We start from the raw sequence: 12392 nt of genomic DNA, 5'->3' as shown, positions 1-12392 counted from the left end.
TCATTACTGTGTGATTCGCGTTAACTTTAAGCTCGTTGTTTTGAAAGCTCAGGATTTAGATACTTTTGTTGCAACTGAATAATAATATCAAGCTCTTTAGTGAGTACATTTATCTCTGGAATATTAAAATCTCGCTCAAGAAGCGTTGGAAATACGCCATGTATCTTATAAGCTTTATCAAGTAACTCCCAAACTGGATCAATAACATCGGCGCCATGAGTATCGACTATCAAATCATTAGCCTCATTATAATGTCCCGCAACATGCCCATAAGCGATACGTTTTGTAGGTAAGCCAGCTAAGAAAGTATTTGCGTCATAACCATGGTTTATAGAATTAACATAAATATTATTTACATCAAGCAACAATTTACAATCTGCTTGCTCTAAAATTTCAGTAGTAAATTCGAGTTCAGTTAACTCTTGGCCTGGCGCACCGTAGTAAGATACATTTTCCATCGCAACAGGTCGTTCAAGAATATCTTGAACTTGCTTAATTCGGGGGACAACGTGCGCTATTGCCTCTTTGGTAAAAGGGATGGGCATTAAATCATACATATGGCCTTGACCAGAGCAATAACTCAAATGCTCACTAAACATTTTAATGTTGTGCTGATCAAAAAAGACTTTTAGCGATTTAATAAATTCAATATCAAGCGGCTCTGGCGAACCTATTGATAAAGACAAGCCATGACATACAAAATTATTAGCATCGGTTAATGTTTTAAACTGCTTTTTAAATCGGCCGCCCAGTTTTAACCAATTTTCAGGCGCAACTTCTAAAAAATCAATTTGCTTTGGAACGTGTTCTAATAACTCATCTAGCATTTCACGGCGCAAACCTAAGCCAACCATTCCAAATTCCGAACTGTGCATTTGTGTCATAACTGCCTCTACTATTAACAAAAAAGGGCCCGTGGCCCTTTAGCATAACTTAATTAAATTAAGAAATTAACGGCCACCACATTTACCTTCGCCGCACTTGCCTTCTTTTTTACCTTTTGCGTCGCCGCCACATTTGCCTTCGCCGCACTTGCCTTCTTTTTTACCTTTTGCATCGCCGCCACATTTGCCTTCGCCGCACTTGCCTTCTTTTTTACCTTTTGCATCGCCGCCACATTTACCTTCGCCGCACTTGCCTTCTTTTTTACCTTTTGCGTCGCCGCCACATTTACCTTCGCCGCACTTGCCTTCTTTTTTACCTTTTGCGTCGCCGCCACATTTACCTTCGCCACACTTGCCTTCTTTTTTACCTTTTGCGTCACCGCCACATTTGCCTTCACCGCACTTGCCTTCGGCAGCATCTAATTGATAACCTGAAACAAGCTGCTGAAATTCAAACGGGTTTGCTTGTACATCAGCAGATACTAAACTCGCAGAACCCACGACGACTGCACCTAACGTTAATGCGATTGTATTATTTTTTACTGTATTCATTATCTTTACTCTCTATACTCAATGTGTAAGTCATTGCAATGTAAATATCGTTTTAAATTGCGTGTATGTTTAAGTAGACCTGTGATGAAATAAAAACTTTCATTTTATTTTTATTTAATCGAAAAAATTTGCCCCCTGCGCTCTCACTTTAACTATGAGTAACAATTACAGATTTATCAATATGCAATTTACAGGTAAACTAGCGACCTTATTTTTAATAATATAATCGCTTTATGAAACTTGTTTTAGCACCTATGGAAGGTGTTGTAGATTTTAAAATGCGCCAATTACTAACTGACCTTGGCGGGTTTGATTTATGCGTGACCGAATTTGTAAGAGTTGTTCAAGCACGTTTACCTGAAAAAGTATTTTATCGATACTGCCCTGAACTAAATAATAATGGCTATACCCGAGCAGGCACGCCGGTGCGTATACAATTGCTTGGGCAAGAAGCTAATCCATTAGCTGAAAACGCAGTGAGAGCGATTGATTTGGGTTCCCATGGTGTTGACCTTAATTTTGGGTGTCCTGCGAAAACAGTTAACCGTAGCCGCGGTGGTGCCGTTTTGCTTAAAGATCCCGAGCATATGTATACCATAATTAAAGCGGTTAGAGATGCGGTAGATTCAAAACATGAAGTCAGTGCAAAAATACGTTTAGGATTTGATGACGACAGTAACAGCCAAGAAATTATTGATGCGGTTGTAAGTGCGGGCGCTAATAGCGTAGCAATTCATGCAAGAACAAAGCGCGATGGATACAACCCGCCTGCATATTGGGAAAAGATACCTCCTATAATAAAAGGTAAAAATATTGATGTAGTTGCTAATGGTGAAATATGGCAAGTTGAAGATGCGATGCTATGCCAAAAAAGAAGCGGTTGCAGTGACTTAATGCTTGGCAGAGGCGCCCTATCTCATCCTGATTTAGCAAAAAAAATAAAGGCGCATGTCAACAATGAGTACTACGAGGGTTTAGAATGGGAGCATGTTCTTTATCACTTAATACACTCAGCTATTCATCATGACCCAGCTAAAGATGAAAAATATTTTGCATCTAGAACTAAGCAATGGCTAGGTTATTTAAAGCGTCAATATCCGCAAGCAATAACATTGTTTGATGAAATTCGTAGGTTAAAAACCAAAGAAGACGTATCTGCCGTTTTAAAAAAATATGCAAAAGCACCACAACTTGATTCAAATCATGACAGATAATTAAAAGCAATTAGATAATATCAGTATAACGAGCAGTTAATGTAAAAGGGTTATACTGATAATGAACCAACAAAAGCGCTTACATGATGAACTAACACAAGTTAAATCAAACATACTTGTTATGCTTTCTAAATCGCCCCACCCCGCCCATCAAGGCTTGATCACCACATTAAAGCATACAGCAAATAATGAATGGTTAGATCTTGCTGCAAAAAGGCTCGGCCCTGAGTATGCCAACTTAATTAATCGTATGACTATGTTAGAGGCCGCAGTGAGTCAAATTGACATAGGTCAATACGGCTATTGTTGTGATTGTGAAGAAAAAATTGCAACCGCATTACTTCAAAAAGACCCTGCAACACAGCGCTGTACAAAATGCGCAATTAAGCGGGGATCTAACTAACTTTATAAAGTCTTAGTTATAAGTTTCTATAGCTAATGCCTGAAAACATATTAGTTTTGAAATTGGTTTAACTGAGGTGCGGAGTTTTTGAGCCAGTAGACAAGTAAAAACAGAGCAAACCCCCTGCACCCTTCTCATTACTCATGCCCATTACCTATATTGACTAGAGGCAGCTAAACATAAACTGCCCCGGCCGGAACTCAAAAAAATAACAGGGTATGTTAGAATATACTCTGCGTAATTACGTATTAAAAAACATGTATCTACACATCGAGGCTTTGCCTTCCCATAAGCCTCGGCAAATAAACAACCCCTGGGTTAATAACAAATCTGACCACAAAAACTAAACGATTGACCTGGATAAAGAATAATATCTTCAACTAAATATTGCGCGGTTTGTTCTGACACTTTAAGACGCTTTGACAAATTAACTTTAGCCTGTTCAATCGTCCATGCATGGTAATGAATACCTATATCTGTTTCCATCATTGTAAGCATGAGCAACTTGTCCTTATTAGACAATTTTGTATTGCTGGCCATAGCAGGCAAGTCTAAGTAATGTGTTTGCCAGTCAAGTCCATTAATCAATGGCTCTTTAGATAAATATTGCACAACAAATGATTTGGTGTGATTTTGTTTAAATTTGACATTAATAACTGCACTTTCAAGCGCTTTAATTTGTTCGTTAATAATAACAACCCACTCTAAAGGCGAGTTAACCGCGTTGCCATAATAATTGAGTTTACTCTGATACCACTCTGAACCATTAGAAAGCCCTCTTAAACCAACACTCCCTCTGGGCTTATAATTATCCAAATAGTTAGAAAAAGCCCTGATGTGGCTTTTAATTGCACCTTGTGTAGCCTTACTTTTATTAGCTTGCGCTACATATCCCTGTAGTAAAGAATACTCTAACTTATTTAGTTTTAGATTACTTTGCTTTGCAATGTCTAACTTAGCTTGTGTAAATTTAAGCCAACTAATAGTTTGCTCAACGGTGCTAGTTGAACGGTTAAATAAACTCATATTATGTAGAACGTCTACTTGGGCTGGCCAAGGAAAAAAACGCTCAGGAAATCGTTCTGCAATAACCAAATAATTAACTTGGGTAATTTGATTAGGTGTTAACTTCATCGTCATCAATTGCTGATAAATAGCATGACGTTTATCAAGATATTCGTTCGAGTAAACAATGTTTTCTTCTGTAATTTTTTTATTGTTTGATTCTTGACCTAATATCAACACAGTATTTAAAGACTTTAAAGCGCTGCGTGCCTCATCAAAAGAACTAAAACTATCACTCTTATCAGTACAACCAACAAGATTTAAACACAATAACAATGATAAAAAAAACGTTTTATACATAGTGATCCTAATAAAAAAAGCCCCAGAGGGGCTTTTTAAAAATTGCTAATGTTAGCTAATATTAAATTTTAACACCGTTGCGAGCGGCTTTATCTTTAATGTAGGTAGACCAACCTTTTGCAAACTTACGTGTGCGTGGGTCGTCCATAGCTTTAACAATAGCAGCATAAGCTTGCTTGTACTTGCCTTGGTAGTAATACGCCTCAGCTAAATCTGAATAAATTGTACCTTTTTTGTCAGAGCCAAGCTCTAACGCCTTGTTCAAGCGAACAACGGCAGCACTGAATTTCTCAGATTGTAAAAGTAATGAACCTGCTTTGCGGTAAAGCTCAGCGTCGTCATCAAATTTAGCAGCTTCTTCATAATACTTAGCAGCTTTCTCTATATCTTTAGAGCGATGATAGTTACTTGCAACAGCGTTGACATTTTGCTTAGTACGTTTAACTTTGTCTTCTTTAATTGCCTTTTCAAGCGTTACTGCTGCTTTGTAAGGAATTTCATTTAAAGAGTAAAAGTTAGCAAGTACTTTGTATTCAACTTCGTTTTCAAAGTAACCGTTTTTGAAAGCCACTTCCATTGTTGCAAGACCTTTCTGATATTCTTCGGTTTGTAGGTAATATTTACCTAAACCAACCCAAGCTTTTTTATCATCAGGCCAAACTCTAACAATTTCTTCACCCACTTTAACCATGTTTGCATAATCTTTAGTTTCAAAGTATGCGCCAAGTTTAAGCTGGTAAGGACCTTTATTAGGCTCTTTTTGAAGAGCTATTGCTTTGTTAGCAGGCTCAAAAACATCACTGAATTGCTCTAGCTGAAAGTTAGCTTGCGCAATACGAGTATATACAGTTGGATCTTCCTCACCTGTGAAGTCCATCCAAGCTGTGTATGCTTTTTTTGCTTCTTTGTATTTCTCAGTACCCGCGTACAAATCACCTAATAACTTAAGTGTTTGTTCATGGTCTGCAAAGTTCAAAATATCAGGCGCTACTGCTAGCTTGCTGTATTTGATTGCATCAGCGTAGTTTTCTTTCTGCGCGTACATGCTACCTAAGTAACGATTTACAGTCGCTTTATCAAACTCATCTGAAGGGTCAATCTCTCTCAGCAATACAATTGCTTCGTCAACTTTTTCTTCGTTATACAAGTCAAATGCTTTAATTACTTTTTTACCAGTACGCTCGCCCATGATCTTAGTTTTTGCTTTCTTACGCTCTTCAATTTTTGCGTAATCTGGCGCCGCTAATACAGTTGAACTTAAAGTTGCACCTGACACAGACATAAGAATTGCAAGAGCAGTTACTTTAGATAAATTTCTCATTACTCGCCTCCTTAGCCTTGGTTAAGTTTAAAGTCTAGTTGAACTTGTAAACCAACTTGTTTTTGTGGCTTACCGTCAATAATTTTCGGACGGTATTTCCACTTACGAAGTGCACGTTTAGCTTCACGGTCAAAGATACGTTTAGGCTCAGCGTCGATTACATCAACGTCAATAACCCCACCTAACTCATCAATTGTGAACGAAAGTTGTACCCAACCTTCTTTACCATCACGTGCTGCTTGCGTTGGATATTTTGGTTCAATACGAACGATAGGTGTCGCATCACCATCTCGTCCAAATGCACCCGGACCACTTAGTCCACCAGCAGAACTCCCTACGTCGATGCTTGGCATGTTAAATGACATTGCACCTGGATTAGGATTAGTATCCGGCTGTGGCGGCTGCGGTTTAGGCGGCTGCTTTGGCGGTGGCGGAGGTGGAGGCGGTACACGCTTCCTCTCCTGCACCTTAGATTCAGGCGGATTCGTCATAATTTCGACTATGATCTGCTCTTTTTGTTCCGTATTACGGTCAGCCCCACCAGAGATGAGGTAAGCCATGAAGTAGAACAAGCCGAAAGTAACTGCCCCACCTGCAATCAGTGAAAACAGAAAACGAATCATTACTGATCTCCAGCTATTGAAATTCTTAGGTTATCGCCCGTTGCTTTAATCTGGTCCATAACTTTAACCACTGTGCCGTGTTTTGCTTCTTTATCAGCTTGCAAAATTACAACGTCAGTAGGTTGCTCTGCTAGTAAGCTTTCAATTTTCGCTGAAACACGTTCAACGTCAACTTGCTGCTTATCAATCCAGATTGCGCCATCACTGCGTATAGCAATAAAAATGTTTGCATTTTTTTGCTTCGTAGCTTGGGCAGCTTTAGGTTTATTGACCTCGATACCAGCCTCTTTAACGAACGATGTAGTTACGATAAAGAAAATAAGCATGATAAATACGATGTCAAGCATTGGTGTCATATCTACCGCTGCTTCTTCTTCTTCACGAAAACGTTGTTTACGTGCCATATTTAATTCTCTCTCTAGTGATGAGGCATGCTATCTACAAGTTTGGCTTTCACCATTCTCGCTCTTGCCTCAAGGCGTGAGCTAAAGAAAACTCCAGATAGTGCCGCAACCATTCCAGCCATTGTTGGGATTGTTGCCATTGAAATACCTGATGCCATTAAACGTGCATTACCAGTACCTTGGGTTGCCATGGTTTCAAAAACCGCGATCATACCCGTTACAGTTCCAAGTAAGCCTATTAAAGGACAAACAGCTACTAATGTTTTAATCAACAACATACGCTGATCTAATTTTTCAGACGCTTCAGAAATCCATGCTTCACGGATTCTGTGTGCGTACCAAGACGTAGTGTCTTGGCGGGCATCCCACTTAGCAACAATATCCTTCGTTAAACGAGGAAACTCTGCAAGTAAGAACCAATAGCGCTCAATCATTAAAACCCACATCAGAAAGAGTGCTATCGCGACCACGTATAAAACCTGGCCGCCTGTGCCAACAAAATCCCTGATAGATTCCCATATCTCCATCAGGACTAGCATTAGGCTTTCTCCTTCTCCGCGTGAGTAGCGATGATACCAGCGCTTTGCTCATCAAGGATATGTAATACCGACTTACTACGACCTGCAACAATAGAGTGAAGTAGAATAAGTGGTAGTGCTGCAATTAGACCTAACGCTGTAGTTACAAGTGCTAGAGAGATGTTACCAGCCATGATCTTCGGATCGCCCGTACCGAACAATGTGATTGTTTGGAACGTTAAAATCATACCGATTACTGTACCTAGTAGACCTAGTAATGGTGCGATAGCAGCAAGGATCTTGATGATGTTGATACCAGCTTCAACACGTGGAGTTTCACGTAAAATAGCTTCATCAAGTTTAAGTTCAAGGTTTTCAACATCTTGAGATTTGTTGTCATGGTACACTTTAAGAATACGACCCAGTGGGTTGTTTGTATTCGGTGTAGACAAGTTCTTAAGTTGTGATTTGATCTTAGAAGTAGTAAGCGCTAAGTCAATGAAACGAACTAAGAAGATTAATAGACCTACAGCAAGTAGTACAGTGATGATATAACCAACTTCAGCACCTTGCTCGTAGTATTCCATTAGCGTTTTCTTCTGCGTATTAATACGTAAGATTGCGCCGCGTGTAGGGTCAATGTAAACGCCCGCGTAGCTATCAGAAGATGTTGCTTCTAGGTTTGAAATGCCATCTAAAATGTAGCTATCAGGTTGTTTACCTAAAGGCTGGATAGACTTTGTTTCTGGCGAGTAGATTAAGTAACCTTCGTCAGCAACTAAGTTAAAGTTACCAATACGAGTGATTTTCTTAACCGCAGTGTTTCCGTCAAGGCCAGCAACTTCAGATTCAAAAGTAGATACTTTTGCTGATTCTGTCATTTCTGTTTGAAGTGAAATCCAAAGCTCTTCTAACTCACGAACTGTTGGAAGTTCTTTAGCTGCTGCTAATGAACGAAGTACTTCAGCACGACCTGGCTTTTCAGCACTTACTAAAGATGCTTCGATAGAACCGATAGCGTCTTGCGCTGCACGACGTACAACACCAAACATCTCACCTAGAGTACCTTGAGCATTTTGAAGAGCTTGCTCTTTTTCCGCTAAAGTGTTTTCGTTTTGTGCGTATTGCTTAGCTAAAGATTCACCACGTGCTTTTTCAGCAGCTAGCTGGCTTTTAGCTTTATTAAGTAAAGATTGCTTGTCAGCACGTTCTGATAAGAACTCTTGCTCACGTTGCTTATTGATCTTACCTTCTGAGATACGCTCTTGCTTAACTTGCTCAAGAATTTTGTCTAAAGCGTCAGTGTTTGCGTGTGCGTTAAGCGCGGTACCTGCAGAAACAGATAGTACTGCTGCAACAGCAAAACCTTTAAATAGTTTCTTCATTATTGATTACTCCGCGCCAAAGATTGGTAGTTTAACAAGTTCTAGTGTCGCTTGCTTACGTGCCATGCGGATCACTTCTTTAACAGGTTTTAGGTATTCTTCACCTAATTCTTTCCACTGTTTAGTGTTGTTATCCCACACCCAAGCATGTTTCAAGTCAAAAGACTGAGCAACATAAGTAATACGACCTAAACGACCGATATCTACGTTGATATTTTTGCCATCAATTTCAAGCGTACCTTGAGAAGCAGTTACTGCAGAGCTGTAAGCTGTTTCAACTGTGTATGCTTCAAGAACTTGACGGAATTTTTCAGACGTAGTAACAGAGGCAGATGCCATGATGTCACGAAGTCTTTCTACACGGCCTAGACGCGTTTCAAGATTAAATGGAACGTCCGCTTTGATGAATTGCTCAAGCGTATCGATCATGCGATACATCAAAGGCACAACGTTTTGTTTAGTGTTATCGATAGTCGCAATTTGACGATCGAACGACTCAATCGATGCATTTTGGTCAGCGACCAAACGTGCAACGTGATCGTTATACACTTTCATAAGTTCAGTCTCATCAACGATGCTACGGTACTCAGCGATTAGCTCTTGAGTTTGACCATATACATTGTCAATTTTAGTTTGAGACTTAACAGCAGCCTTTTGAATTTGTTGACCTGCTTTTTGCACGTCATTCAAAGGATCTGCAATCACATTGCTGCTTGCAAATGCAAAAGCGCCAACCAACGCTGTTGCTACAAGACTCTTTCTGATTTTAACAGACATAGTTCCCAACCAATTAAGTAATGTTACTTTTATAATTTAATTATCCTCCGAGGAGAACAACCCTGATATCTTTTAATAGATATCAACCTTTCAATAATGCTAAATGCAATAAGCGCTGTCAACTTGATGTTAGGTGTAATTAGCAAATAAATCACCTGCCGATGGACTACATTAAAGTAGCACCAATAAAATGTTAACATTATTGCAACCAACTGTATTATCAACAATCCTAGCAAACCCCAATAAGGTTGATGTTTAGCTGGATAGACCTCTAAACAAACAACATAAATGCAACATTTAGTTCAAACTTGATGTATATAAAAAAAAAATAAAAACATTTAAAAAAAAACTCTTTTAGGGGCTCTATTTGACGGTTTTTTATCATTTTTAAGCACTTTAACTCAAAAAAGGAACGGTTTAACGCACAAAAATCAAACGTTACACATATTGAAAGTTGTAAAGCTAATAGAAGGGTTTCAATATCAAATTTGTGAAGGTTTTCTGACACTCAATTACAATCAAGCAACGCTCTACACTGATAGACGAAATAAGGCCTCATTAATGGCTTGGGCACAATCAAAATCAAAAAAAGCTTACTTTAGTTAATTATTCTTATGATGTTCAAACCGAGTCTTGCCTAAGCTCACTGTAAATTACTTATTAGCTCACTATCCAAACTCAAAGTTTTGGCGACTACCCATATAATCCAGTTTGAAGCTGAGTTTTGTAAGTATTAATACTTTAAAACTTGCAAGTTAACCTAGAAGGATTATGAAAATATTAGAACTTTATAGTAGGCACAAAATTAATAATACATAGAATTCTGTTTAGCATATTTAATTGGAATTAGGTTTCTAGAAAAATTAAACCATATTATGGTCTTTTGGAGTTTAGATATAAGAAATGAACGCTATTAATAATTGGAGGTATTATGGTTTATGGATATATGAGGAACTTTCTGAGTATGTGAGAAGTTTTAAGGAATAATGGTGAAACAGAGACCTGCTTCACCAAGATGAACATGAGTTCACATAATTAAAATTATGCTGCTTCAACGTTCTCAGCTTCAGGGCCTTTTTGACCTTGTTTGATGCTGAATGTCACTGCTTGACCTTCGCTAAGAGTGCGAAAACCAGAACCAGAGATTGCGCTGAAGTGTACAAACACGTCAGGACCGTTTTCTTGTTCAATGAAACCAAAGCCTTTAGCTTCGTTGAAAAACTTTACTTTACCAGAAACCGACATACTAAATTTTCCTGTAAGTCAATAATTAAAAATTCTGCCACGTTATTGTGGCAATAGCCTCCTTGAGTCAATGCTCATAAAATAGAGGTATAGTACAGGAACAAGTAATAACCTAACTGGTAACCTTAAACGCAGCACAATATCCGTAAATTCAATTCATAAAAACTCAAAGCAAAGTAAGATTAACACATTCTATTTTTTTTCGCTCTATTAATTGAAAATAATTTCTAAAAAAACTTACTCCGTGATTAAAAACAGATAAGGTATTGATTAAAATAAATAAAAATAAAATATTATTGTAATATTTATTATAAAATCCTAATAAAAATACAGCGATTGTTAACTCTTAGCAGGCTGATTTCTGTTCATACTAAAACAAACAAGAAATAATGATTAAGTAACAAGCCAATTTACAGCTTTTTTTACAAGCCGTGAGCCTAAATATTTACATAAAAAAAGCCGCTTAAGTAAGCGGCTTTGATTTCAAATACTTAATTTTACTTTAAAACAGCCCAATCAATTACGGATTCTGCTTTTATTGGTACGACTTCAGAATCACCAAGCGTATAACTTGCAGGCACAGTCCAAGGCGACTTTTGCAGTGTAATTGTATCGCTATTACGCGCCAAACCATAAAAGTCTGGCCCAAAGTGGCTTGCAAAGCCCTCTAGCTTATCTAATGCACCAGCTTCTTCAAATGCTTCTGCGTAAAGCTCAATAGCAGCATGAGCCGTGTAAGCCCCTGCGCAACCGCACGCAGCTTCTTTCTTGTCTTTATAATGAGGCGCTGAGTCAGTACCTAAAAAGAACTTTTTACTGCCACTCGTAGCTGCAGCCATAAGTGCTTGCTGGTGAATATTACGTTTAAGTATAGGCAGACAGTAATAATGAGGACGAATCCCCCCTGCTAACATGTGGTTTCGATTATACAGTAAATGGTGGGCAGTAATCGTTGCCGCAACATTACTTGGCGAATTATTGACAAAATCAACCGCATCTTTTGTCGTTATATGCTCAAGTACTATTTTAAGCTCTGGAAAGTCGTTAACTACATCACCCAGAATCGTATCTAAAAATACTTTTTCTCTGTCAAAAATATCAATTGAAGAATCAGTCACTTCACCATGTACAAGCAAAAGCATACCAACATCTTGCATAGCGCTAAGCACTGAATATATATTTTTGACGGACGTTACTCCAGAATCAGAGTTGGTTGTTGCGCCGGCAGGGTATAGTTTAGCAGCAAATACTTTGCCTGATGCATTAGCCTTAATTATTTCTTCAGGTGTTGTCTTATCAGTAAGGTATAACACCATCAAGGGCTCAAAGTTACCTTGTGGCTTAGCAGCCATTATACGCTCTCTGTAAGCTAAAGCGGTGTCCGTGCAGGTCGCTGGAGGAACCAAATTTGGCATTATAATAGCGCGCCCCATATAGCGGCTAATATCGCGCACAGTGTCTTTAAGCTGATCACCATCGCGTAAATGCACATGCCAATCGTCAGGTCGGGTAATTGTTAACGTTTTTACAGAGTTTGTATTATTACTGGTCATCACTTCATTCCACAGCTGAATTTATGTGATCATAGGCATATGATGTTTTCGAGTAAAGATTTTATTAAAATAATCGGTTACTAATTTGCCCTATTTTATTTACAGCTTAGTTAAAACGTTTATCGTTTTATTTTGTAGAACAGTTGAT

General features: G+C 38.5%; 13 protein-coding genes. 2 read left to right on the top strand and 11 right to left on the bottom strand.

All coding sequences use genetic code 11. The features are described from left to right. Positions 1–26: 26 nt before the first annotated feature. Positions 27–884 (bottom strand): HvfB family MNIO-type RiPP peptide maturase, encoded by an 858-nt coding sequence (locus PMAN_RS05085; protein WP_021032454.1) that lies wholly within the window; start codon positions 882–884, stop codon positions 27–29. Positions 885–950: 66 nt separating this feature from the next. Continuing rightward, positions 951–1436: an HvfA family oxazolone/thioamide-modified RiPP metallophore gene (locus tag PMAN_RS05080; protein ID WP_010557588.1), complete on the bottom strand. Its 486-nt coding sequence runs from the start codon at positions 1434–1436 to the stop codon at positions 951–953. Between the two features lie 233 nt (positions 1437–1669). On the opposite strand from PMAN_RS05080, the gene PMAN_RS05075 reads away from it, so the two are divergent. Both PMAN_RS05075 and PMAN_RS05070 read left to right on the top strand, forming a co-directional pair. After that, entirely contained in the window at positions 1670–2650 is a 981-nt protein-coding gene (locus PMAN_RS05075) for a tRNA-dihydrouridine synthase (RefSeq protein WP_010557587.1), read from the top strand. A 61-nt stretch (positions 2651–2711) separates the two neighbouring features. After that, positions 2712–3053 (top strand): TraR/DksA C4-type zinc finger protein, encoded by a 342-nt coding sequence (locus PMAN_RS05070; protein WP_010557586.1) that lies wholly within the window; start codon positions 2712–2714, stop codon positions 3051–3053. Between the two features lie 318 nt (positions 3054–3371). On the opposite strand, the gene PMAN_RS05065 is transcribed toward PMAN_RS05070, so the two are convergent. From PMAN_RS05065 to pyrC, 9 genes are all read right to left on the bottom strand, one after another. After that, a complete protein-coding gene (locus tag PMAN_RS05065; RefSeq protein ID WP_010557585.1) occupies positions 3372–4418 on the bottom strand; it encodes a hypothetical protein in 1047 nt (348 codons plus the stop codon). Between the two features lie 61 nt (positions 4419–4479). Then, positions 4480–5739: a tetratricopeptide repeat protein gene (locus PMAN_RS05060; RefSeq protein WP_010557584.1), complete on the bottom strand. Its 1260-nt coding sequence runs from the start codon at positions 5737–5739 to the stop codon at positions 4480–4482. Positions 5740–5750: 11 nt separating this feature from the next. After that, positions 5751–6362: an energy transducer TonB gene (locus tag PMAN_RS05055; RefSeq protein WP_010557583.1), complete on the bottom strand. Its 612-nt coding sequence runs from the start codon at positions 6360–6362 to the stop codon at positions 5751–5753. Further along, positions 6362–6766: an ExbD/TolR family protein gene (locus PMAN_RS05050; protein WP_006792384.1), complete on the bottom strand. Its 405-nt coding sequence runs from the start codon at positions 6764–6766 to the stop codon at positions 6362–6364. Before PMAN_RS05050 ends, PMAN_RS05055 begins: the two co-directional genes overlap by 1 nt. A 14-nt stretch (positions 6767–6780) precedes the next feature. Next, the gene (locus PMAN_RS05045) at positions 6781–7305 is read right to left on the bottom strand and encodes a MotA/TolQ/ExbB proton channel family protein (RefSeq protein WP_004588135.1); all 525 of its coding nucleotides are present in this window, start codon (positions 7303–7305) and stop codon (positions 6781–6783) included. Then, complete coding sequence (locus PMAN_RS05040; protein WP_008131371.1) at positions 7305–8669, bottom strand: MotA/TolQ/ExbB proton channel family protein; 1365 nt, start codon at positions 8667–8669, stop codon at positions 7305–7307. The genes PMAN_RS05045 and PMAN_RS05040 overlap by 1 nt, the downstream gene beginning before the upstream one ends. Before the next feature lie 6 nt (positions 8670–8675). Continuing rightward, entirely contained in the window at positions 8676–9446 is a 771-nt protein-coding gene (locus PMAN_RS05035) for a DUF3450 domain-containing protein (RefSeq protein WP_010557582.1), read from the bottom strand. Between the two features lie 1041 nt (positions 9447–10487). Beyond that, a complete protein-coding gene (locus PMAN_RS05030; RefSeq protein ID WP_006792379.1) occupies positions 10488–10691 on the bottom strand; it encodes a cold-shock protein in 204 nt (67 codons plus the stop codon). 497 nt (positions 10692–11188) lie between these two features. Then, positions 11189–12244, bottom strand: a complete 1056-nt coding sequence (pyrC, locus tag PMAN_RS05025; RefSeq protein WP_010557580.1) for a dihydroorotase — start codon at positions 12242–12244, stop codon at positions 11189–11191. Between the last annotated feature and the right edge of the window lie 148 nt (positions 12245–12392).

Origin of the sequence: Pseudoalteromonas marina, assembly GCF_000238335.3 — a bacterium.
GTDB classification, from domain to species: domain Bacteria; phylum Pseudomonadota; class Gammaproteobacteria; order Enterobacterales; family Alteromonadaceae; genus Pseudoalteromonas; species Pseudoalteromonas marina.
Note: the sequence above shows the minus strand (reverse complement) of the source record. Positions and strands in the feature narration are given on the sequence as shown.

Coding starts and splice junctions, on each gene's coding strand:
- PMAN_RS05030 (WP_006792379.1), bottom strand. CDS start 10,691: ATGTCGGTTTCTGGTAAAGTAAAGTTTTTCAACGAAGCTAAAGGCTTT.
- PMAN_RS05080 (WP_010557588.1), bottom strand. CDS start 1,436: ATGAATACAGTAAAAAATAATACAATCGCATTAACGTTAGGTGCAGTC.
- PMAN_RS05085 (WP_021032454.1), bottom strand. CDS start 884: ATGACACAAATGCACAGTTCGGAATTTGGAATGGTTGGCTTAGGTTTG.
- PMAN_RS05075 (WP_010557587.1), top strand. CDS start 1,670: ATGAAACTTGTTTTAGCACCTATGGAAGGTGTTGTAGATTTTAAAATG.
- pyrC (WP_010557580.1), bottom strand. CDS start 12,244: ATGACCAGTAATAATACAAACTCTGTAAAAACGTTAACAATTACCCGA.
- PMAN_RS05050 (WP_006792384.1), bottom strand. CDS start 6,766: ATGGCACGTAAACAACGTTTTCGTGAAGAAGAAGAAGCAGCGGTAGAT.
- PMAN_RS05060 (WP_010557584.1), bottom strand. CDS start 5,739: ATGAGAAATTTATCTAAAGTAACTGCTCTTGCAATTCTTATGTCTGTG.
- PMAN_RS05045 (WP_004588135.1), bottom strand. CDS start 7,305: ATGCTAGTCCTGATGGAGATATGGGAATCTATCAGGGATTTTGTTGGC.
- PMAN_RS05040 (WP_008131371.1), bottom strand. CDS start 8,669: ATGAAGAAACTATTTAAAGGTTTTGCTGTTGCAGCAGTACTATCTGTT.
- PMAN_RS05055 (WP_010557583.1), bottom strand. CDS start 6,362: ATGATTCGTTTTCTGTTTTCACTGATTGCAGGTGGGGCAGTTACTTTC.
- PMAN_RS05065 (WP_010557585.1), bottom strand. CDS start 4,418: ATGTATAAAACGTTTTTTTTATCATTGTTATTGTGTTTAAATCTTGTT.
- PMAN_RS05035 (WP_010557582.1), bottom strand. CDS start 9,446: ATGTCTGTTAAAATCAGAAAGAGTCTTGTAGCAACAGCGTTGGTTGGC.
- PMAN_RS05070 (WP_010557586.1), top strand. CDS start 2,712: ATGAACCAACAAAAGCGCTTACATGATGAACTAACACAAGTTAAATCA.